This is a genomic window from Aeromonas sp. XH, assembly GCF_033348475.1.
GTDB lineage: Bacteria > Pseudomonadota > Gammaproteobacteria > Enterobacterales > Aeromonadaceae > Aeromonas > Aeromonas sanarellii.
Genome location: NZ_CP137630.1, coordinates 651,194 through 671,386, shown reverse-complemented (window position 1 = coordinate 671,386; position 20,193 = coordinate 651,194). Strand labels below are relative to the sequence as shown.

The following is a 20,193-nucleotide window of genomic DNA, read 5'->3' as shown; positions in this document are numbered from 1 at the left end:
AGGTTATCGTTCTTCTTTTCCGGCCCCTTCTAAGCGCACAAGTTCAGACAGGAGGAATCAGAGAAAGTTCGCTTGCATTGAAAAAAATGTGATGCGGGCTGCACCACAGCCCCCCCTTGGGCTACCATGGGGCCAGTTCTTAATCCAGGCCAATGATACTTATGAAAGCAAGTGTTGAATACCTTTGCGACGTACTGATCATTGGCAGCGGTGCCGCCGGTCTGTCCCTCGCGTTGCGATTGGCAGACCAGGCCAAAGTCCTGGTTCTGAGCAAGGGGCCCATCAGTGAGGGGGCCACTCTCTATGCGCAAGGAGGCATCGCTGCCGTGTTCGACGAGACCGACAGCATCGAATCCCACGTGAGCGACACGCTCAACGCCGGGGCCGGGTTGTGCGACCCGGCGGTGGTGGAGTTCACCGCCCGCAATGCCCGCGACTCCATCCAGTGGCTGATCCAGCAGGGGGTCCCCTTCGATCAGGAGGAGGATGCCGAGGGGGAGTCCCACTACCACCTGACCCGGGAAGGGGGCCACAGCCATCGCCGCATCTTCCACGCGGCCGATGCCACCGGCAAGGCGGTGCAGCTCACCCTGATCGATCAGGTGCGCGCTCATCCCAACATCCAGCTGATGGAGCGCTTCAACGCGGTCGACCTCATCACCACCCGCAAGCTGGGGCTGCCGGGCAACAAGGTGCTGGGCGCCTATGTCTGGAACCGCAACGTCGAGCAGGTCGAGGTGATCCGCGCCCGCTTCGTGGCGCTGGCCACCGGCGGCGCCTCCAAGGTGTACCAGTACACCTCCAACCCGGACGTGAGCTCGGGCGACGGCATCGCCATGGCATGGCGCGCCGGCTGCCGGGTGGCGAACCTGGAGTTCAACCAGTTCCACCCCACCAGCCTGTTCCACCCGGATGACCCCAACTTCCTGCTGACCGAGGCCCTGCGCGGCGAGGGCGCCTATCTGCGCCGCCCCGACGGCAGCCGCTTTATGCCGGACTTCGACGAGCGGGCCGAGCTGGCACCGCGGGACATCGTCGCCCGCGCCATCGACCACGAGATGAAGCGCCTGGGCGCCGACTGCATGTATCTGGACATCAGCCACAAGCCGGCGGACTTCATCATCAAGCACTTCCCGACCATCTTTGATCGCTGCCGCGCGGTCGGTATCGACATCACCAGGGAGGCCATGCCCATAGTCCCGGCGGCGCACTACACCTGTGGCGGCGTGATGATCGACAACAACGGCCAGACCGACATCCCGGGTCTCTACGCCATCGGCGAGGTGACCTACACCGGGCTGCACGGCGCCAATCGCATGGCTTCCAACTCCCTGCTCGAATGCGTGGTCTATGCCCACCAGGCGGGGGCCGACATCCTGGCCAAGCTGCCCACCAGCGTGGCCCCCCCCAGCCTGCCGGCCTGGGACGAGAGCCAGGTGGACGACTCCGACGAGCAGGTGGTGATCCAGCACAACTGGCACGAGCTGCGGCTGATGATGTGGGACTACGTGGGCATAGTGCGTACCAACAAGCGCCTGGCCCGGGCCAAGCGTCGCATCGACCTGCTCAAGCAGGAGGTGCAGGAGTACTACGCGAACTTCCGCGTCTCCAACAACCTGCTGGAGCTGCGCAACCTGTTGCAGGTGGCCGAGCTGATCGTCAACTGCGCCCTGCAGCGCAAGGAGTCCCGGGGTCTGCACTACAACCTGGACTATCCGGACATGCAGCCCAATCCCAAGCCGACGGTGCTGACACCGGAGCGGGACTGACCTCCAGGCTTTTCCTCCATGACCCCGCTTCGGCGGGGTCATTCATTGGGTGCCAGGGTAGGAGCTCAACGAGGAGCGGCGAGATGGATGGCGCGGGCCAGGGTACGGTAGTGCTCGGGCGCCAGCGCATCGGAGCAGAGCCAGAGGTGACGGACCGGCCCCCGCTCCGGCGACAGCCTCAACCAGAGCACCCCTGGCAGGATGCGGCTGCCGGGATCCACCCGATGGCGCGCCCCTTGCCACGTCAGCCACTCCCCATCCCAGACGAGGGGCTCGCCCGCCACAACTCGGCGTACCGCGAGCCAGAGGCCCAGCCCCCAGCAGGGAAGAAACAGCCCCCACTGCCAGCCCTGGATCAGGCGGGCCGTGGGCCAGAGCAGCAACAGAAACAAGGTGCACAGCAGCAGGCGCTGCCGGCGGGAGGCGGTGACGGGCATCACCACCCGCATCGGGGGAACCGGGCTGGCCATGGGTCAGGCCGCGGGTCGGGCACCAGGCTCAGCGCAGGCGATCGTGGCGGGCCTGGTTGCGCTCGAGGATGAGGGGGATCATGGCGGCAAAGGCGGCATCGTCCGGCACGCCGTGCCCCATGCACCAGCGGAACAGCTCGGGATCCTCGCACTCCAGCAGGCGGATGAAGGTCTGCTGCTCGGCCTCGCCGAGGCCGTCGAACTCGTGCTCAAAGAAGGGCATAAAGATCACATCCAGCTCGAGCATGCCGCGGCGGCAGGCCCACTTCAGGCGGGACTTCTCACTTGGGGTCAACATGGAACTCTCCTTACAAAGACCCGGGAATGGTAGCAGCTGGATTTTCCGGCTGACAAACATTCCTTACGTCTTTACCATGCAGGTCACATACTTTCTGTCTCTGGAATCCCATCGTGAGCCTGCCGACCCCTCTTCTTCCTGCCGAGCCGACCCTGTTCTCCCTGACCGATCTGGCCGTCACCCGCTTCACGGGCCCGGATCGCGCCAAGTATCTGCAGGGCCAGGTCACCTGTGACGTCAACGCCCTGCTGCCAGGCCAGAGCAGCCTCGGCGGCCACTGCGATCCCAAGGGCAAGCTGTGGAGCGATTTTCACCTGCTCTGTCTGGAAGAGAGCCTGCTGATGCTGACCAAACCCTCGGTACTGGCACGCCAGTTGCCGGAACTCAAGAAGTTTGCGGTGTTCGCCAAGGTCGAGATCGGCGAGTTCCAGGGCGAAGTGGTCGGGCTGGCCGGCCAGGGCACGGATGCCTGGATCTCGGCGCAATACGGCCTTCGGGAAACCGGCCTGGTCGACGGCGGCATGGCGGTGCGGGTGGAGGCGGATCGCTGGCTGCTGGCGAGCGAATCGCCCCTGGCCCTGAAGCTGCCGGTCGGCGACGAAGCGCTCTGGTGGGGGCTGGAGATCAAGGCCGGTCTCCCCCATCTGGAGGCGGTCCATCAGGGGGAGTACATTCCCCAGATGCTGAATCTGCAGGCTCTGGAGGGCATCAGCTTCACCAAGGGCTGCTACATGGGGCAGGAGACGGTGGCCCGCGCCAAGTATCGCGGCGCCAACAACCGCGCCCTCTTCGTGCTGGCGGGCAGCGTCGGCGGCCCGGTTGCCAGCGGCGATGCCCTGGAGATCCAGCTCGGTGACAACTGGCGCCGCAGCGGTCTGGTGCTCAACGCCTGGCAGCAGCAGGGTCAGGTGTGGCTCACCGCCGTGCTGCCGAAAGACACCGAGGCCGACGCCCGCTTCCGCCTCAAACAGGAGGAAGGTTCCAGCCTGACACTGCAGCCCCTCCCCTACCCGCTTGCCGACTGACGTCTAGCGAGGCACCCGCGCCAGCAGGGCCTCTTTCAGCCAACGCCCCGCCTGCCCGAGCGGGCGGGCGCGATACCACTGCAGCTCCAGCTCCAGCTCGGCCTGGGCGGTGAAGTCCGGCTTGAGCACCACCAGCTCCCCCCGCGCCAGCGGCCGATGCAGCAAAAACTCGGGCACCGCCGCCCACCCCAGCCCCAGCTTGACCAGCTCCAGCACGCCGAGATCCCCCTCGACCCACCACACTTGCGCCGAGAGGCGGAAGCGATGGCGCTCCGTCCCCTCACGCCGTCCCGTCACCATCAACTGGCGGGCCCCCTGCAGGTCGCTCTCGTGCAGCGGTGTCTTGCGGGCCAGGGGGTGATCCGGGGAGACAACCAGCGGCATGGTCACGGCCCCGAGGGAACGGGAGACCAGATCCCGTTCGGGGTGCGCCTTCTGGTAGCTGATGCCGAGCTGGGCCCGGCCGCTCTTGAGCAGCTCGGTCACGTCCTCCATCAGCGGGAACAGCAGCTCCAGCTCCACCCTGGGGTAGCGGCTGGCAAACTCCTCCAACAGGGAGCCGAGCCAGGGCAGGTGGGAGTCATCGTCGATGGCCAGGGTGAGGCGCGACTCGATGCCGCTGGCCAGTTCGCCGGCGATGGCCTGCAGCCGTTCGCTCTGGGCCAGCAGGACGCCGGCCTCCTGGCTGATGCGGGCCCCCACCTCCGTCAGCACCGGATAGCGGCCGCTGCGATCGAACAGCTCGAGGCCGAGATCGATCTCCAGGTTGGCGATGGCGCTGCTCACCACCGACTGGGCTTTGCCGAGCCGCCGCGCCGCCGCCGAGAAGGAGCCCGTCTCGGCGGCGGCCAGCAGGGTTCTGAATTGTTCCAGTGAGGGGGTCATGGTCTGCTCCAGCGCTCGGTGGTGGCGCCATATCCATCTATTTTAGCGATAGATACCAACGTGTATCTATCGCCAATTCGCGATAAGTTGGCCACCGTTCCCATTAAGAAAGAGAGACTGATCATGCGTACGACCCGTGACCGCCTGCGCCACGCCATCGGCTTCGAATTGATTGGCCTGCTGATCGCCGCCCCGCTGGCGAGCTGGGTGACCGGCGTCGGCCTGGACCACATGGGCCCGCTGGCCCTGTTCTTCTCGGTGGTCGCCACCGTCTGGAACTATGTCTACAACCTCGGGGTGGACAAGCTGCTGCTGCGCTGTCAGGGCCATACCCACAAGGCGTTGTGGCAGCGGGTGCTGCATACCCTGGGGTTCGAGGGGGGTCTGCTGGTCGTCGCCCTGCCGGTCATGTCCTGGTGGCTCGACATCGGCCTGCTGGAGGCGCTGGTGCTGGATCTGGGCTTCGTGCTCTTCTACCTGGTCTATGCCTTCGTCTACAACTGGAGCTATGACAAGGTATTCCCCATCCCCATGGTGCGCCAGCCAGGTGCGCTGGGGTGAAGGGCGAAAAGAGGTGTGAATAACCACGAGGCACCATCATGCGAAAGGCATGATGGTGCTGGAGGCAGGGCGGCGTGCCGGGATCAGGCCTGCGCCCTGGCCTCTTGCGGGGATTCCTCGTCCTGCTTCGCCTCCTGGTTCAGCATGGCCTCGAGGTCGCTCTGGTACTGGCTCAGCATGCGCTGGGCCGCCACCATGTCCCCCTTGTGCAGACGCTCGAACAGATGATGCTGCACCACGCCATTGAGATACTCCACCGTGATGGGTTGCTCCAACGCAGACAACAACTCCTCTTTCTCCAGCTCCGCATTGATTTCATCGACACTGGTACGCAGCAGACCGGCCAGTTGCACCAGCATGCGGCGCTCGCCTTCACGCAACAGGCTCAACATGCGGTTTCTCTGCTGCTCATTCTGTTGGGTCATACATTTCCTTACGTAGAGTGGGAACAAGCCCGCTCATTCTGCCCTGTCCCTCAGGGAGCGTCCATCTCAGGGCCCCCACTTATTTTCATGTCGCCCCCGCAAGGCAGGCAAGATGCTATTTGGCCCGTCGCTAGGTTATAGTAACCCCTGATTTGCGGACGCCGAACCGCTCCGATCGGACGAGATATTTCACCATGACCGACGCCATCCTGGTGCTCTGCACCTGCCCCGACGAGGCCAGTGCCGACCGCCTCTGCGAGCGGCTGCTCGACCAGCGCCTCGCCGCCTGCATCAGCCAGCTGCCCGGGCTCACCTCCGTCTACCGCTGGCAGGGGAAGATTGAGCGAGCGCGGGAGATCCAGCTCATCATCAAGAGCCGGGCCGAGCTGTTCGAACCCCTTCGCCAGTGCATCCTGGCCCATCACCCCTACGAGGTGCCGGAGATCCTGGCGCTGCCTGCGAGCCAGGGTCATCAACCCTATCTCGACTGGTTGAGGGAGGAGACCTCATGACCCCTTTTCGCCTGTTGACGCCTCTGCTATTCCTGCTGGGACTGCTGTGCACCCCGCCGGCATCCGCCCAGGTCGGCAGCCAGGATCTGCTGAGCAGCCTCGGCATCGAGACCGGTGCCCAGCCCAGATTCCTCAAGGTGGACGAGGCCTTCGTCCTCGAGAGCGAGCAGCAGGGCGACCGGCTCACGCTCACCCTGCGCATCGCCGACGACTACTACCTCTATCGCCACAGCATCCGCGTCAAGGGAGAGAACCTCGCCTTCGACGAACCCGTCCTGCCCCCGGGCACCGAGCACGAGGACGACTTCTTCGGCAAGAGCCGGGTCTTCTACCAGACGCTGACCATCCCCGTCACCCTGACCGAGGCGGGTCAGGGGGCCAGCCTCACCCTGAGCTATCAGGGCTGCACCGAGGGCCTCTGCTACCCACCGACCGACAAGCGGATCGCCGTGCAGCCTCTGGCCGCCTCCGCAGATGCGGGACCTGCTGCCAGCGTCCAGGGCGCCGATGCCCCGGGCAGCCAGCAGGACAGGCTGGCGGCCGCCCTCGGCAGCCAGGGCTTCTGGCTCAGCGTCGCCGCCTTCTTCGCCCTGGGGCTGGGGCTCGCCTTCACCCCCTGCGTCTTCCCCATGTATCCCATCCTGACCGGGATCATCGCGGGCGCGGGCCAGCGCCTCTCCACCCGCCGCGCCTTCCTGCTCTCCCTTGCCTATGTACAGGGGATGGCGATCACCTACACCCTGCTCGGACTGGTGGTGGCCTCGGCGGGCCTGCAATTCCAGGCGGCCCTGCAGCACCCCTATGTGCTGATCAGCCTCTCCGTCATGTTCGTGCTGCTGGCCCTCTCCATGTTCGGCCTCTACACCCTGCAACTGCCGAGCAGCCTGCAAACCCGGCTGTCCGGCCTCTCCAACCGCCAGCAGGGGGGATCCGTGGCCGGGGTCGCCATCATGGGCATGATCTCGGGGCTGGTCTGCTCCCCCTGCACCACGGCGCCGCTCTCGGGGGCCCTCATCTACGTGGCCCAGAGTGGCGACCTCTGGCTCGGTGGGGCGGCCCTCTATGCGCTGTCGCTGGGCATGGGGCTGCCCCTGCTGCTGCTCGGCACCTCGGGGGGCAGGCTGCTGCCCAAGGCCGGCGCCTGGATGGACGTGATCAAGCAACTCTTCGGCTTTGCGCTGCTGGCGGTCCCCGTCCTGCTGCTCTCCAGGCTCTGGAGCGATCAGATCACCACCCTCGCCTGGCTTGCCTGGGGGCTGGCGCTGTGCGCCTACCTCCACCACCACAACCAGCACCGCGTTCACTCGGTCGGCAGGAGCCTGGCCGGCTTCGCCCTGCTGCTGGCCATGATGAGTCTGGTGGTGGTGGGCAAGGATCTGCTGCTGCCCGCCCCCGGCGTCCAGGCCAGCGCCGAGGCCCAGGCGCCGCAGTTCATCCGCATCAAGACCCGGGACGATCTCGAGGCCCGGCTCGCCGACGCCCGCGGCAAGCCGGTGCTGCTCGACCTCTACGCCGACTGGTGCGTGGCCTGCAAGGAGTTCGAGCACAAGACCTTCAGCGACCCCGAAGTGCGGGCCCGCTTCAAGGAGATGGTGCTGCTGCAGGCGGACGTCACCGCCAACGACGACGCCGACGTCGAGCTGCTCAACGGCCTCAACGTGCTGGGGCTGCCGACCCTGATCTTCTTCGACAGCGAGGGCAAGGAACTCACGGGGCAGAGGATCACCGGCTTTATGGGGCCCGCCGAGTTCCTGGGCCAGCTGGACAGGTTGCGCTGAAGCGGGCTGGCCCGCACAACGGTGCGGGTCAGACCCCTTGATCGCTGATTTTCATGACCATCCCTTGTATATGACCGGCGCCATGGCAGAATTTGCCCTTTCCCGTCTCGCATCGTCCGGAGTTTTGATGAAAAAGTGGTTCATCCCATTGCTGGCCTGCTGGCTATACGGCTGCTACGGGGGGCCCGGTGAAGAGGTCATCCAGAACCAGGTGGCCGCCAGGCTGCAGGCCGACGCCGATGCCAGCCTGTTCGACATCAGCGACTTCGCCGTGCTCGGCAAGGAGGAGCGGATGGAGGGGGTCTATCTCGTCAGGGTGAGCTACCGGCTCCACTTCAAGCAGGGACTGGATCAGTTGCAGGTGCTGCACGATGAGGATCTGGTCTATGACAGGGTCGGCCCCTTCCAGCAGGAGATGGGGCTGATGGAGCTGGAGCGCAAATATGGCGACTTCGAGGCAGGCCAGGTGCTGGCGCAGGAGACCCAGGTCTGGATGATGAAGACGGAGCAGGGCTGGCGCCTCGCCGAGCCCGACCCCGCGCAGCAGGGGTAAGGCCTACAGCAGATCCTTCAGCCGGTACCACAGCATCCCGAGCGCCAGCAGCGGGGAGCGCAGCGCCGGCCCGCCGGGGAAAGTCATGTGGGGTACACGGCTGAACAGATCGAAGCCCCTGCTCTCGCCCCGTATCGCCTCCGCCACCAGCTTGCCCGCCATGTGGGTGGCGTTGAGCCCGTGGCCCGAATAGGCCTGGGCATAGAAGACGTTGGGGTGATCGGTCAGGCGGCCGATCTGGGGCAACCGGTTGGCCCCTATCCCTATCATGCCTCCCCACTGGAACTCGATGGCGGTATCCGCGAGCTCCGGGAAGACCCGCAGCAGCTTGGGCAGCATGAAGGCCTTGATATCGCGGGGATCACGGCCGGAATAGTTGCAGGCCCCACCGAACAACAGACGACCGTCGGCCGACAGCCGGTAATAGTCCAGCGCCACGTTCTGATCGCACACCGCCATATTCTGCGGCAACAGCCGCTGGCGCAGCCGCTTCTCCAGTACCTGGGTGGCGAGGATGTAGGAGCCCGCCGGCAGCACCTTGCCCCCGAGATCGGGCTGGAGATCCCCCAGATAGGCGTTGCAGCCGATCACCAGGTAGTCGGCGCTGACCCGGCCGTGGGCCGTGGTGACCCGCACCCGATCGCCGTGGTCGATATGGGTGACCCTGGACTGCTCGAGCAGGGCCACCCCCAGGCTCTGGGCGGCCCGCGCCTCGCCGAGAGCCAGGTTGAGGGGGTGCAGGTGGCCTGATCCCATGTCGATCATGCCGCCGATGTAGCGATCCGATCCCACCACTGTATGGATCTCCTCCCTGGGGACCATCTTCAGCTCGTGCCGGTAGCCCAGGCTCGCCAGATGTTCGGCGTCTTCCTCGAATCCCTTCAGGTGGCGAGCCTTGGTGGCGAGGTCGCAGTATCCCCAGGTGAGATCGCAGTCGATGTTGAAGCGCTCGACCCGCTCGCGCACCAGTTGCACCGCCTCCAGCCCCATCAGATCCAGCTCGCGTACCCCGTCTTCGCCGATCCAGCGGGCAAACTGGCTGGTGTCGTGGCCGATGCCGCGAATGAGCTGGCCGCCGTTGCGCCCCGAGGCGCCCCAACCGATGCGATTGGCCTCAAGCAGCACCACCTTGTAGCCCGCCTCGGCCAGGTTGATGGCGGTGTTGAGGCCGGTGAAGCCGCCACCTATGATGCAGACGTCCGCATCCAGCTCACCGCTGAGCTCGGGCCACTGCCGATGGTCGTTGCGGGTGGCCGCGTAATAGGAGGCCACGTGTTCCTGATGTCCCTGTCTTCCTGTCTGCATGCTCAGCATCCTGCCTGGTTGCATTCGTTTACTAAATTAAACGGGTGTCATCGATAATACTCAGCCCCTGGCTGGCAATCCAGCCTGCCGGGATCACAGAAACGCAAAAGGTGTCCCGAAGGACACCTTGTCGCGAGCGGACCACCGTCGCGATCCGCATTCATGCAAAAGGCGCCCCGCGGGGCGCCTTTTCATGCAATCACGGGACTGTAACGAATTACAGAACGTTGATGGCGTTCAGGTCGGAGAAGGCTTTCTCCAGACGAGCGATCATGGAAGTCTGACCTTCACGCAGCCATACGCGCGGGTCGTAGTACTTCTTGTTCGGCTTGTCCGCGCCTTCCGGGTTGCCCAGCTGGCCTTGCAGGTAGGCTTCGTTCTTCTTGTAGAAGTTCAGCAGACCTTCCCAGGTCGCCCACTGGGTGTCGGTGTCGATGTTCATCTTCACGACGCCGTAGGAGATGGATTCGCGGATCTCTTCCAGGGTGGAACCTGAGCCACCGTGGAACACGAAGTCCAGGGACTTGGCCGGGATGCCGAACTTCTCGGAGACGTACTTCTGGGAGGCGTCCAGGATGGACGGGGTCAGCTTGACGTTACCCGGCTTGTAGACACCGTGCACGTTGCCGAAGGAGGCAGCGATGGTGAAGCGCGGGCTGATCTTGGACAGACGCTCGTAGGCGTAGGCCACGTCTTCCGGCTGGGTGTACAGGGCGGACTGGTCCATGTGGCTGTTGTCCACGCCGTCTTCCTCGCCACCGGTGCAACCCAGTTCCAGCTCCAGAGTCATGTTCATCTTGGCCATGCGGGTCAAGTACTCGCAGCAGATGTCGATGTTCTCTTCCAGAGACTCTTCGGACAGGTCCAGCATGTGGGAGGAGAACAGTGGCTTGCCGGTCTCGGCGAAGTGCTTCTCACCGGCTTCCAGCAGGCCGTCGATCCACGGCAGCAGCTTCTTGGCGGCGTGGTCGGTGTGCAGGATCACGGGAACACCGTAGGCTTCGGCCACGGCGTGCACGTGCTTGGCACCGGAGATGGCACCGATGATGGCGGCTTTCTGGCCTTCCAGCTTCAGACCCTTGCCGGCGGTGAACACAGCACCACCGTTGGAGAACTGCACGATGACCGGGGCTTTCACCTTGGCGGCAGCTTCCAGCACGGCGTTGACGGAGTCGGTACCGACGCAGTTGACGGCCGGCAGAGCGAAGCCGTTTTCCTTGGCGATGGCGAACACTTTCTGAACGTCATCACCAGTGATCACGCCGGGTTTTACGAAGTCGAAAATTTTCTTAGACATGTTTAATCGTCCTGTCTCGTATGCCGTTAATAAAAAGTGGGGGGTTCATCATGAACCGGCACAGCGGCCACATGATAAACGAAACGGGAGGCTTTTGCCCCCCGTCCCGGGTCAATTAGGCTTTGGCGCGCTCTTCCAGAATCGCGACGGCCGGCAGTACCTTGCCTTCCACGAACTCCAGGAAGGCGCCGCCGCCGGTGGAGATGTAGGAGACCTTGTCGGCGATGCCGAACTTGTCGATGGCGGCAAGGGTGTCACCACCGCCGGCGATGGAGAAGGCCGGGGATTCGGCGATGGCGCGCGCGATCACCTCGGTACCCTTGGCGAACTGGTCGAACTCGAACACACCGACCGGGCCGTTCCACAAGATGGTCTTGGCGTTCATGATGATGTCGGCCAGGGCCTTGGCGGAATCCGGGCCGATGTCGAAGATCATGTCGCCGTCGGTCACGTCGGAAACGGACTTGATGGTGGCCGGAGTGGACTCGGAGAACTCGGCACCCACGACCACGTCGGTGGTCACCGGGATGTTGGTCTCGGCAGCCAGCTTCTTGGCGGTGTCGATCAGGTCGTGCTCGCACAGGGACTTGCCGACGTTGTGACCGGCAGCGGCGATGAAGGTGTTGGCGATGCCGCCACCGACGACCAGCTGGTCAGCGATCTTGGAGAGGGACTCCAGCACGGTCAGCTTGGTGGAGACCTTGGAGCCGCCGACGATGGCAACCATGGGGCGCTCGGGTTTCAGCATGGCCTTGCCCAGGGCTTCCAGCTCACCGGCCAGCAGGGGACCAGCACAGGCGACCGGCGCGAACTGGGCCACACCGTAGGTGGAACCTTCGGCGCGGTGAGCGGTACCGAACGCATCCATGACGAAGACGTCACACAGGGCGGCGTATTTTTTGGCCAGCTCTTCGGTGTTCTTCTTCTCGCCCTTGTTGAAGCGGCAGTTTTCCAGCACGACCAGCTCACCGGCGGCGACGTCTACGCCATCCAGGTAATCCTTGGCCAGGCGAACCGGGCAGGACAGAGCGTCTTTCAGATAGTTGACGACCGGAGCCAGGGAGAATTCTTCGTTGTATTCACCCTCGGTCGGACGACCCAGGTGGGAGGTGATCATCAGCTTGGCGCCCTTTTCCAGAGCCAGCTTGATGGTCGGCAGGGTAGCGACGATACGTGCATCGGAAGTGACCTTGCCGTCTTTTACCGGCACGTTCAGGTCAGCACGGATCAGAACGCGTTTGCCCGCCAGATCCAGGTCGGTCATCTTGATAACAGACATATTCAGTCCTCTATATATTTTCAGGTAATGTTAAAAAAACAGTAACCTTGCACCCGTGCAGGCTCTCAGCCTGCGGCCATCATGGCCCGGGTGGTATCCAGCATCCGATTCGCGAAGCCCCATTCGTTATCGCACCACATCAGCATCTTGACGAGGTTGGCATCGCTGACCCGGGTCTGGGTACCATCGATGATGCAGGAGTGCGCATCATGATTAAAGTCTACGGAGACCAGGGGTTCTTCCGTGTAGTCCAGAATACCGTGTAATGTACCTCTGGATGCCCGTTGCAGGGCTTGATTTACGTCACTAACTGTCACTTTTTTACGAACAGTAATGCTCAGATCCATGGCGGTTACATTGATGGTCGGCACCCGTACCGCGATCGCCTCGAACTTGCCGGCGAAGTGCGGCAGGATCCGCTCCAGCCCCTTGGCCAGCTTGGTATCCACCGGGATGATGGACTGGCTGGCAGCCCGGGTTCGACGCAAGTCGCCGTGGTAGGCATCGATGACTTGCTGATCGTGCATGGCTGAATGAATTGTCGTAATAGTACCACAATTTATCTCGAATTCTCGATGCAATGTTTCTATCACCGGTACCACGCAGTTGGTGGTGCAGGAGGCGTTGGAGACGATCCGCTCCCTGCCCGTTAGCACCTGGTGGTTGACCCCGTAGACTATGGTGGCATCCACGTCCGCATCCGCCGGATGGGAGAAGAGCACCTTGCCCGCCCCCGCTCCCAGATGCAGCTCGGCATCGGCGCGGGAGCCGAACACCCCGGTGCAGTCCAGCACCACGTCCACCCCCAGCGCCCGCCAGGGTAACCGCGACGGATCCCGCTCCGCAAACAGGGAGATGAGATCCTCCCCCACCAGCATGCTGTTGCCCGCGAGCTGTACCGGGTAGCGGAAGCGACCGTGGCTGGTGTCGAAGCGGGTCAGGTGCACCATGGCCTCGGGGGCGGCCAGCTCGTTGATGGCCACTATCTTGATTTGCTTGTCGCGGCCGCTCTCGTAGAGGGCCCGCAGCACGTTGCGGCCGATGCGGCCGTACCCGTTGATGGCGATCTTGATCATGAAAACTCTGGGTCCTTACCTGCGACAATGGGACGAACGAAGAGGCGGCTCACGAGAGCAGCGCCTCCCGGAAGACGCCGCGGGCCAGCAGCGCGGCGCCGAACACCCCGGCACTGTCCCCCAGGGACGGCGCTATCATGGGCGTGGCGAAACGAGGGTTGAAGAGGAAGGGCTGTATGGTTTCCCGTCCGGCCCGATAGAGGCTCTGCACGTTGCCCACCCCGCCGCCGATGACGATGACGTCCGGATCCAGGATGTTGACCACGTTGGCGAGCGCCTGGCCGAACAGCAGGTGCAGCCGATCCATAGTGAGTCTGGCGACATGGTCATGGGCACTGGCCGCCGCGATCTGGGCCAGGGGCAGGCGACGTTTGGCCTTGGCCTCGTACCAGGCCTCCAGGGCCGGGCCGCTGATGAAGGTCTCGACACAGCCGCGCTTGCCGCAGTAGCACTCGGGGCCGTCCGGTGAGAGCACGTTGTGGCCCCACTCCCCGGCGATGCTGTGGTGACCGTTGAGGATCTGGCCGTTGATGACGATGCCGGAGCCCACCCCGGTGCCCATGATGATGCCGAACACCACGCGGGCCGAGGGATGGTGCTGGCGCACCGCGCCGAGATGGGTTTCCGCCAGGGCGAAGCAGTTCGCGTCGTTGGCGATCAGCACGGGCACGCCGAGTCGGCGCTCCAGATCCTCCTTGAACGGCTTGCCGTTGAGCTCGGTGGTGTTGCAGTTCTTCATCAACCCGGTCTGGGGATCCCGTGCCCCCGGCGTGCCCATGCCGATGATGGCGGGCCGCTGGCCGAGCCGCTCGGCGCACTCGTCCACCAGTTTCGCGATCTGGCCGATCATGTGCTGATAACCGCCATGGCGTTCCGTGGGGATGCGGTGACGCAGCAACACCTCGTCACCCTCGAGCACCACGCACTCGCACTTGGTCCCGCCAAGGTCGATGCCCCAATCCCACGCACTCTTGCCCATCCTGCCTCCTGCCATGTTCTGCGACGCCGCCACTCATCGACGGCATGCGCGCTAGCCCATCCCGTCCGTGACCCTGCTCAGTGGTGGTGCAGTGTAACCCGAGCGGCGGCCAGGATGCAGCCCCCACAGGCACAGGCAGCAAAACGGGGCCCCCAGGCCCCGTTCTCATCGCGCTCTTTGCCGCTCTCAGCGGCCGTGGTAGCGGGCCGACAGCTCGTGCACCGCGTTCACGAAGACCCCGGCATGCTCGGGATCCACGTCCTGATGGATGCCGTGACCCAGGTTGAAGACGTGGCCGTTGCCGCTGCCAAAGCCGGCCAGGATGGAGGCGACCTCCTCGCGAATGCGATCCGGCGTGGCGTAGAGCATGGAGGGATCCATGTTGCCCTGCAGCGCCACCTTGTCGCCGACCCGGCGTTTGGCGTCCGCGATGTCGGTGGTCCAGTCCAGCCCCAGGGCGTCGCAGCCGGTGGCGGCGATCTGCTCCAGCCACTGGCCACCGTTCTTGGTGAACAGGGTGACCGGCACGCGGCGGCCCTCATGTTCACGGATCAGGCCATCGACGATCTTGTGCATGTACTGCAGTGAGAAATCGCGGTAGTCGCGCGGGGTGAGCACGCCGCCCCAGGTGTCGAACACCATGACGGACTGGGCACCCGCCCTGATCTGGGCGTTGAGATAGGCGATGACGCTGTCCGCCAGCTTGTCGAGCAAGAGGTGCAGCGTCATGGGCTCGGCGTACATCATCTGCTTGATCTTGGTGAACGCCTTGGAGCTGCCTCCCTCCACCATGTAGGTGGCGAGCGTCCAGGGACTGCCGGAGAAGCCGATGAGGGGCACCTCGCCCTTGAGCTCGCGGCGGATGGTGCGCACCGCGTTCATCACGTAGCCGAGCTCGTCTTCCGGATCCGGCACCGGCAGCGCCTGCACGTCCGCCATGGAGGTGATCGGACGCTCGAAGCGCGGGCCTTCCCCGTGCTCGAAGTAGAGACCCAGCCCCATGGCGTCGGGCACGGTGAGGATGTCGGAGAAGAGGATGGCGGCATCGAGCGGATAGCGGCGCAGCGGCTGCAGGGTGACCTCGCAGGCCAGCTCGGCGTTGCGGCACAGGGACATGAAGTCCCCCGCGACGGCGCGGGTCGCCTTGTATTCCGGCAGGTAGCGACCGGCCTGGCGCATCATCCATACCGGGGTCATGTCCACATCCTGGCGCAGCAGGGCGCGCAGGTATCGATCGTTCTTCAGCTCTTTCATCCCAGTTCCTGAGTCATCTCACGCATAAAATGGCGGACATGATACCACTTTGTGCAAGGCTGAGGGCGGCCCAAAGGTGCCGTAGGGCCGTCCGAGTGCAAAGATGTGAAGGGGCGCAAACAAGGGCCCCGCTTTTCAACACCGTCAACGGGTCTCGCTCAGCGTCAGCTCGATAAGCCGCCGCGCTATGGTGCCCTGGGGGGGCAAGCGCGGCAGCCGGTCGGCTTCGAAGAAACCGGCGGCCACCAGCTCGTCATCCTGCACCTTGATCTCGCCGCTCTCGTAGTCGGCGGTGAAGCCCATCATCAGGCTGTGGGGGAAGGGCCAGGGCTGGCTCGCCACGTAGCGCACGTTGCGCACCCGGATGCCGCTCTCCTCGAACACCTCCCGCGCCACGCACTGCTCGAGGTTCTCCCCCGCCTCCACGAAGCCGGCCAGCACGGTATACATGGGATCCTCGGCCTGATAGTGGCGACGGTGGGCCGCCAGCAGGATCGCGGGCCCCTTGCGCACCGCCACTATGATGCAGGGGGAGATACGCGGATAGACGACATGGCCGTGCCTGCACCCCTGCGCCCACTCCCCCGACTTCGGGGTCATGGGGGCGCCGCACTCGCCGCAGAAGCGATGGGTGCGGCGGAAAGTGGCGAGCTGCCAGGCGCGGCCGGCGAGGCGAAAGCCCTCCTCGTCTCCCGCCACCATCAGCTGGCGCAGGGGAGTGGTCGCGTCCGTGTCGGTGCCGGGCCCCAGATCCAGCAGCAGGCAGGGCAGGCCGTCCCACTCGTCGAAACGCTCAAAGGCGGCGTGTTGCAGCCGGGCGGGCAGGCAGGTCTGAGGGCCCTGTGGAATGCGCCCCTGTTCATCCAGCAGGACGAGGTGATCGCCCCCCAGCACGAACCAGAGGGCCTGTTCGGTCGATGGCATAAGGTGAACGCTCTTGTTGAGAAGCCGTGCCGCGCACGGACAAGTGAGCCCATCTTACGGCCGGGGGCGCCTTATGGCGACCCCGGCATGGTACATGGGAGGCCCCGGCCCAGAGGCTTCACCATACAAAAAGGGTCGCCATGGCGACCCTTTCTCTTCAACTACCCAGCCGGATCAGTTCATCCAGCGCTCGCTGCTCTTGCGACGGCGCGGCAGCATGGGCAGCAGGATCCCGAGCAGGATGCCGCCCCCCACCATGGCACCACCGCGGATGAACCAGTCCATCTGCATGTCGTGCTCCCGGTTGTCATAGCTCTGGGTCAGGGCGTCGTTCTGTTCCTTGAGGCTGCTCATCTCGGCGCTCTGGCTGTCGAGGCGGGCCTTGAGGTTGGCGATCTCCTGGCTCTGCTCGGCAATCTTGCCATCCTTCTCGGCGAAGCGGCGCTCGTTGTCGCCATTGAGGTTCAGCAACCTGGCCTTGGCCTCTTCCAGCTCTTTCTGGATCTGGGGCAGGCGCTCACGCAGGCTGACCTCCCCCTGCAACTCGCTGTTCTTGATCCAGCCTTCCCGGCCACGACCGTCCACCACCTGGGTGAAACCGGCCTCCTGGTTCACCGCCTTGACCTCCAGCGGCTCACCGGCCTTGACGCTGCCGAGGATCCGGTACTGGGTACCCGGACCGTTGTGGATATAGGTAAAGATGTTGTCTGAAACATAGCGGGTATCGGCCAGTGCCTGTTGGGCACACAGGCAGATGAGGATCCCGAGAAGGGCGCGCATGGTCGGTCGATTCTCTTCGTTGGATTAGGTTGCAGGCCGAATGTTAAGCCGCCTGCGGGTCAAAGGACAAGCAAAGAAAAGCGCTCTCCCCCAGACTGAGAGCCGTCTCGCAGGGTCCTCCCGTCGTCACGCGACCATTCCAGACGTCGCAGGCTACTTCTGTTGCAGTGCCTTCACCTCGGCACGCAGGGCCTTCAGCTCCTGCAGCAGTTGCTCTTGCTGGGCATTGTAGTGGTGGCGCCACTTGTCGGTCTCACTGTCCTCCTTCTTGGGCTGCAGAAAGAGGCTAGCCATGAAACCGCTGAGGGCACTGAACAGGCCGACGCCGAAGATGATCATCAGGCTGGCCACGAAGCGCCCTTCCTCGGTTTGCGGCACTATATCCCCGTATCCTATGGTGGAGAGCGTCACCAGGGTCCACCAGAAAGCGTCATAGGTGTTGTGGATCTGGCTGCCGGGTTGACCTCCCTCGACCCAGTAGATCAGTGCCGTTCCTACTCCGATTTGCAGGAAGAAAAGCAGCAGTATGCCGGCCAGCCGGGTCTCATTTCGTTCCCTTCGCACGATAGCGAGTAGATTGGGACTGCTGCGCAACAGCTGAATGACCCTGTAGAGCTGGATCAGCCGTGCCCAGCGCAGTTGCTCCACCATGGGCAGGCTGCCAGGCAGATAGAACCAGTTGGTCTTGAAGAAGGCTCGCTTGTCGCTGGCACGGAACCAGCCATAAGCGAAGTGGGCGAGGAAGATGTAGCAGATCAGGCTGTCCAGATCATAAAAGAGGGAAAGCGTCTCGGGAGTGAAGTGTTCACTCCACAGCCAGCGGAGTCCCACCAGTACCACGGAGATGATGGAGAGCAGTGCCATCAGCAGATCCATGGCCCGCAGATGAGTTAAGTGATGTCGCATACATTTTCCAACTTTAAGCACGGTTCGAATTAATAAAAAGGAAGATAATGCCGATAGCCATGACGGCAAAGGAAAAATGGACGTTGAAAGGAGAGAGATTATGCAGTTGAACCCGCTGGAACGGCACATGAGCAATATCCGGCTGGTACCCAAAGTGGTGCTGCTCATGGTGTTCAGCACCCTGCTGTTGCTGGCCAAGCTCTGGTTCGATGCCAGCAATCTGGAGGCCACCCTGCTCAGCGAGGGCATCGATGCCACCATGGCCAACGCCATCGCCGATCGCCTGCTCTGGACCGGCGTGATGGAAACGGCGCTCATGGGGGTCATCTTCGTGGTACTGCTGCTGACCGGCTCCCGCCTCATGGTCAAGCAGGTGCACTATCTGGTGGGCCTGCTTGAGCGCTTCGCCCGCAAGGATCTCAGCCACAGCGTGCTGCTCAACTCCCGCGACGAGTTCGGCGACATCGCCAAGGCGGTCGCCCACTCCCAGGAGAACCTCAAGGAGGTGTTCGGTACCCAGCGTGTCGCCTGCAAGGAGCTCAACGACATCGCCTCCCAGGTGACCCTTTGCATGGAAGAGGCCAACGAGGCCATCAGCGAGGAGTTCACCCAGATAGAACAGCTCGCCAGCGCCATGAGCCAGATGGTGGGCGCCATCCGCGAGGTAGCCAGCCATGCGGAACAGGCCTCCCACGCCACCTTCGAGGCCAGCGCCCTGGCCGAGGAGGGCAGCCGCTGCGTCGCCGCCACCGTCAACACCATCGACACCCTCTCCGGCAACATCCAGCGCTCCTCCACCGTGGTCAACGAGGTGGAGCACGGGGTCGATCGCATCGGCTCCGTGGTGGACACCATCCGCAGCATCTCGGAGCAGACCAATCTGCTGGCCCTCAATGCCGCCATCGAGGCCGCCCGCGCCGGCGAGGCGGGCCGCGGCTTCGCCGTGGTGGCCTCCGAGGTGCGCGAACTCGCGAACCGGGCCCAGGCCGCCACCGTCGAGATCCAGAAGATGATCGAGCAGTTGCAGGGCAACGCCCGCCAGGCCGTCGGCCTGATGGCCGAGAGCGTGCAGCAGGCGGACAAGGGGGTGGAGCAGGTGACCCAGGCCGGCGATCAGCTCGCCACCATAGTCCAGCGGGTACAGGGGGTGGCCGACATGAACCGCCAGATCGCCGCCGCCTCCGAGCAGCAGAGTTCGGTCGCCGAGGAGATGAATGCCAACCTGGAGCAGGTCAAGCAGGTGGTGGAAGGCTCAGTGGTGGTGCTGCGCGAACTCAAGGATGCCTCCGAACTGGTGGAACGCCACAGCCAGACCCTGGACGATCACATCCAGGCCTTCAAGCTGGCCTGACGACACCAGGCCGTTGCTATCAGAGGGCCCCGCAAGGGGCCTTCTGCATTCATGCCATGACAAAGACCCAGGACAGGTGGAACATCACCGCCAGACCCTGGATGATCATATCCAGGCCTTCACGCTGGCCTGACTTTCACGCCGCAATCCAGTTAGACTGGAAGGCCCCGCAAGGGGCCTCTCTTTTTTCACCACGGCAAGGAGCCAGGATGCAGACCGAAGCACATCAGCTGGAGATCAGCGACGACAAGGGACGACTCGACGTTCCGCTCATCCACCGTTTTCTCTCCGAGGAGGCCTACTGGAGCCTCGGCATCCCCCTCTCCACCGTGCGACGGGCCATCAACCATTCGCTGTGCTTCGGGGGCTACCTCGGCGGCCGGCAGGTGGCCTTCGCCCGGGTCATCACGGACAAGGCCACCTTCGGCTATCTCTCCGACGTCTTCGTGCTGCCTGAGCACCGCGGCCGGGGCCACAGCAAGGCGCTGATGGCGGCCATCCTGGCCCATCCCGAGCTGCAGGGGCTGCGCCGCCTCATGCTGGCCACCTCGGATGCCCACGGCCTCTATGCCGGCTTCGGCTTCGCGCCGCCGCGCACTCCGGGCAGCCTGATGGAAAAATACGACCCCGAGATCTATCGGCGCCCCTGAACCCGCGCCGGCGACCCATTTTCCTTGCCGGATCATGGTTCTTTTCCCTGACCTGTGACGAGGCGGGGCGGCAGTGATAGATTGGCTGCCGGCGTTTCTCTTTTCTCTGCAGACCC

General features: G+C 64.0%; 21 protein-coding genes. 8 read left to right on the top strand and 13 right to left on the bottom strand.

The window, feature by feature from the left end; all coding sequences use genetic code 11:
- The first annotated feature begins 161 nt into the window (after positions 1-161).
- On the top strand, positions 162-1,769 hold the full coding sequence (gene nadB, locus R2B70_RS03215; protein ID WP_216990987.1) for an L-aspartate oxidase: 1,608 nt from the start codon (positions 162-164) through the stop codon (positions 1,767-1,769).
- 65 nt (positions 1,770-1,834) lie between these two features.
- Here the strand turns inward: nadB and R2B70_RS03210 are convergent, their stop codons facing one another.
- Positions 1,835-2,206, bottom strand: a complete 372-nt coding sequence (locus R2B70_RS03210) for a protein YgfX (RefSeq protein WP_219144296.1) — start codon at positions 2,204-2,206, stop codon at positions 1,835-1,837.
- 61 nt (positions 2,207-2,267) lie between these two features.
- On the bottom strand, positions 2,268-2,537 hold the full coding sequence (locus R2B70_RS03205; protein WP_042077223.1) for a succinate dehydrogenase assembly factor 2: 270 nt from the start codon (positions 2,535-2,537) through the stop codon (positions 2,268-2,270).
- 113 nt (positions 2,538-2,650) lie between these two features.
- On the opposite strand from R2B70_RS03205, the gene ygfZ reads away from it, so the two are divergent.
- On the top strand, positions 2,651-3,562 hold the full coding sequence (gene ygfZ, locus R2B70_RS03200; protein ID WP_318162622.1) for a tRNA-modifying protein YgfZ: 912 nt from the start codon (positions 2,651-2,653) through the stop codon (positions 3,560-3,562).
- 3 nt (positions 3,563-3,565) lie between these two features.
- Here ygfZ and R2B70_RS03195 read toward each other — a convergent pair whose 3' ends face one another.
- Positions 3,566-4,447 (bottom strand): LysR family transcriptional regulator, encoded by an 882-nt coding sequence (locus R2B70_RS03195; protein ID WP_219143520.1) that lies wholly within the window; start codon positions 4,445-4,447, stop codon positions 3,566-3,568.
- A gap of 123 nt (positions 4,448-4,570) precedes the next feature.
- Between R2B70_RS03195 and R2B70_RS03190 the strand changes: the two genes are divergently transcribed.
- On the top strand, positions 4,571-5,008 hold the full coding sequence (locus R2B70_RS03190; protein ID WP_042077228.1) for a PACE efflux transporter: 438 nt from the start codon (positions 4,571-4,573) through the stop codon (positions 5,006-5,008).
- An 83-nt stretch (positions 5,009-5,091) separates the two neighbouring features.
- On the opposite strand, the gene R2B70_RS03185 is transcribed toward R2B70_RS03190, so the two are convergent.
- Positions 5,092-5,433, bottom strand: coding sequence for a hypothetical protein (locus tag R2B70_RS03185; RefSeq protein WP_042077229.1), 342 nt, complete (start codon positions 5,431-5,433; stop codon positions 5,092-5,094).
- A 194-nt stretch (positions 5,434-5,627) separates the two neighbouring features.
- Here R2B70_RS03185 and cutA point away from each other — a divergent pair, with 194 nt between their 5' ends.
- From cutA to R2B70_RS03170, 3 genes are all read left to right on the top strand, one after another.
- Entirely contained in the window at positions 5,628-5,945 is a 318-nt protein-coding gene (gene cutA, locus R2B70_RS03180; protein WP_216990991.1) for a divalent-cation tolerance protein CutA, read from the top strand.
- Positions 5,942-7,723 carry a protein-disulfide reductase DsbD gene (locus tag R2B70_RS03175; protein WP_318162621.1) on the top strand — a complete coding sequence of 594 codons (1,782 nt, stop codon included), beginning with the start codon at positions 5,942-5,944 and terminating at the stop codon, positions 7,721-7,723. The genes cutA and R2B70_RS03175 overlap by 4 nt, the downstream gene beginning before the upstream one ends.
- Before the next feature lie 127 nt (positions 7,724-7,850).
- Entirely contained in the window at positions 7,851-8,276 is a 426-nt protein-coding gene (locus R2B70_RS03170) for a hypothetical protein (protein WP_042077234.1), read from the top strand.
- A 3-nt stretch (positions 8,277-8,279) separates the two neighbouring features.
- Here R2B70_RS03170 and R2B70_RS03165 read toward each other — a convergent pair whose 3' ends face one another.
- From R2B70_RS03165 to R2B70_RS03125, 9 genes are all read right to left on the bottom strand, one after another.
- Positions 8,280-9,581, bottom strand: a complete 1,302-nt coding sequence (locus R2B70_RS03165; protein WP_318162620.1) for an FAD-binding oxidoreductase — start codon at positions 9,579-9,581, stop codon at positions 8,280-8,282.
- Positions 9,582-9,798: 217 nt separating this feature from the next.
- Complete coding sequence (fbaA, locus tag R2B70_RS03160; protein WP_042077238.1) at positions 9,799-10,878, bottom strand: class II fructose-bisphosphate aldolase; 1,080 nt, start codon at positions 10,876-10,878, stop codon at positions 9,799-9,801.
- A gap of 115 nt (positions 10,879-10,993) precedes the next feature.
- Complete coding sequence (locus R2B70_RS03155) at positions 10,994-12,157, bottom strand: phosphoglycerate kinase (RefSeq protein ID WP_042016220.1); 1,164 nt, start codon at positions 12,155-12,157, stop codon at positions 10,994-10,996.
- 65 nt (positions 12,158-12,222) lie between these two features.
- The gene (gene epd / locus R2B70_RS03150; RefSeq protein ID WP_209794052.1) at positions 12,223-13,233 is read right to left on the bottom strand and encodes an erythrose-4-phosphate dehydrogenase; all 1,011 of its coding nucleotides are present in this window, start codon (positions 13,231-13,233) and stop codon (positions 12,223-12,225) included.
- A 49-nt stretch (positions 13,234-13,282) separates the two neighbouring features.
- The gene (locus R2B70_RS03145) at positions 13,283-14,212 is read right to left on the bottom strand and encodes an ROK family protein (RefSeq protein WP_318162619.1); all 930 of its coding nucleotides are present in this window, start codon (positions 14,210-14,212) and stop codon (positions 13,283-13,285) included.
- Positions 14,213-14,398: 186 nt separating this feature from the next.
- Positions 14,399-15,466 carry a uroporphyrinogen decarboxylase gene (gene hemE / locus R2B70_RS03140; protein WP_318162618.1) on the bottom strand — a complete coding sequence of 356 codons (1,068 nt, stop codon included), beginning with the start codon at positions 15,464-15,466 and terminating at the stop codon, positions 14,399-14,401.
- Between the two features lie 144 nt (positions 15,467-15,610).
- The gene (gene nudC, locus R2B70_RS03135) at positions 15,611-16,390 is read right to left on the bottom strand and encodes an NAD(+) diphosphatase (protein ID WP_216990996.1); all 780 of its coding nucleotides are present in this window, start codon (positions 16,388-16,390) and stop codon (positions 15,611-15,613) included.
- Between the two features lie 174 nt (positions 16,391-16,564).
- A complete protein-coding gene (locus R2B70_RS03130; RefSeq protein ID WP_042077244.1) occupies positions 16,565-17,170 on the bottom strand; it encodes a TIGR04211 family SH3 domain-containing protein in 606 nt (201 codons plus the stop codon).
- A 153-nt stretch (positions 17,171-17,323) separates the two neighbouring features.
- A complete protein-coding gene (locus R2B70_RS03125) occupies positions 17,324-18,076 on the bottom strand; it encodes a potassium channel family protein (protein ID WP_042077245.1) in 753 nt (250 codons plus the stop codon).
- 100 nt (positions 18,077-18,176) lie between these two features.
- Between R2B70_RS03125 and R2B70_RS03120 the strand changes: the two genes are divergently transcribed.
- Positions 18,177-19,427 carry a methyl-accepting chemotaxis protein gene (locus R2B70_RS03120; RefSeq protein ID WP_318162617.1) on the top strand — a complete coding sequence of 417 codons (1,251 nt, stop codon included), beginning with the start codon at positions 18,177-18,179 and terminating at the stop codon, positions 19,425-19,427.
- A gap of 209 nt (positions 19,428-19,636) precedes the next feature.
- Positions 19,637-20,077 (top strand): GNAT family N-acetyltransferase, encoded by a 441-nt coding sequence (locus tag R2B70_RS03115; protein WP_318162616.1) that lies wholly within the window; start codon positions 19,637-19,639, stop codon positions 20,075-20,077.
- Positions 20,078-20,193 lie beyond the last annotated feature (116 nt).

Excerpts from the sequence above, each read along its gene's own strand:
- R2B70_RS03115 (WP_318162616.1), top strand. The coding sequence starts at position 19,637 with ATGCAGACCGAAGCACATCAGCTGGAGATCAGCGACGACAAGGGACGA.
- epd (WP_209794052.1), bottom strand. The coding sequence starts at position 13,233 with ATGATCAAGATCGCCATCAACGGGTACGGCCGCATCGGCCGCAACGTG.
- R2B70_RS03185 (WP_042077229.1), bottom strand. The coding sequence starts at position 5,433 with ATGACCCAACAGAATGAGCAGCAGAGAAACCGCATGTTGAGCCTGTTG.
- nudC (WP_216990996.1), bottom strand. The coding sequence starts at position 16,390 with ATGCCATCGACCGAACAGGCCCTCTGGTTCGTGCTGGGGGGCGATCAC.
- R2B70_RS03190 (WP_042077228.1), top strand. The coding sequence starts at position 4,571 with ATGCGTACGACCCGTGACCGCCTGCGCCACGCCATCGGCTTCGAATTG.
- R2B70_RS03170 (WP_042077234.1), top strand. The coding sequence starts at position 7,851 with ATGAAAAAGTGGTTCATCCCATTGCTGGCCTGCTGGCTATACGGCTGC.
- R2B70_RS03155 (WP_042016220.1), bottom strand. The coding sequence starts at position 12,157 with ATGTCTGTTATCAAGATGACCGACCTGGATCTGGCGGGCAAACGCGTT.
- R2B70_RS03145 (WP_318162619.1), bottom strand. The coding sequence starts at position 14,212 with ATGGGCAAGAGTGCGTGGGATTGGGGCATCGACCTTGGCGGGACCAAG.
- R2B70_RS03195 (WP_219143520.1), bottom strand. The coding sequence starts at position 4,447 with ATGACCCCCTCACTGGAACAATTCAGAACCCTGCTGGCCGCCGCCGAG.
- cutA (WP_216990991.1), top strand. The coding sequence starts at position 5,628 with ATGACCGACGCCATCCTGGTGCTCTGCACCTGCCCCGACGAGGCCAGT.
- R2B70_RS03175 (WP_318162621.1), top strand. The coding sequence starts at position 5,942 with ATGACCCCTTTTCGCCTGTTGACGCCTCTGCTATTCCTGCTGGGACTG.
- R2B70_RS03205 (WP_042077223.1), bottom strand. The coding sequence starts at position 2,537 with ATGTTGACCCCAAGTGAGAAGTCCCGCCTGAAGTGGGCCTGCCGCCGC.
- R2B70_RS03125 (WP_042077245.1), bottom strand. The coding sequence starts at position 18,076 with ATGCGACATCACTTAACTCATCTGCGGGCCATGGATCTGCTGATGGCA.
- R2B70_RS03120 (WP_318162617.1), top strand. The coding sequence starts at position 18,177 with ATGCAGTTGAACCCGCTGGAACGGCACATGAGCAATATCCGGCTGGTA.
- R2B70_RS03210 (WP_219144296.1), bottom strand. The coding sequence starts at position 2,206 with ATGCCCGTCACCGCCTCCCGCCGGCAGCGCCTGCTGCTGTGCACCTTG.
- R2B70_RS03165 (WP_318162620.1), bottom strand. The coding sequence starts at position 9,581 with ATGCAGACAGGAAGACAGGGACATCAGGAACACGTGGCCTCCTATTAC.
- hemE (WP_318162618.1), bottom strand. The coding sequence starts at position 15,466 with ATGAAAGAGCTGAAGAACGATCGATACCTGCGCGCCCTGCTGCGCCAG.
- R2B70_RS03130 (WP_042077244.1), bottom strand. The coding sequence starts at position 17,170 with ATGCGCGCCCTTCTCGGGATCCTCATCTGCCTGTGTGCCCAACAGGCA.
- nadB (WP_216990987.1), top strand. The coding sequence starts at position 162 with ATGAAAGCAAGTGTTGAATACCTTTGCGACGTACTGATCATTGGCAGC.
- fbaA (WP_042077238.1), bottom strand. The coding sequence starts at position 10,878 with ATGTCTAAGAAAATTTTCGACTTCGTAAAACCCGGCGTGATCACTGGT.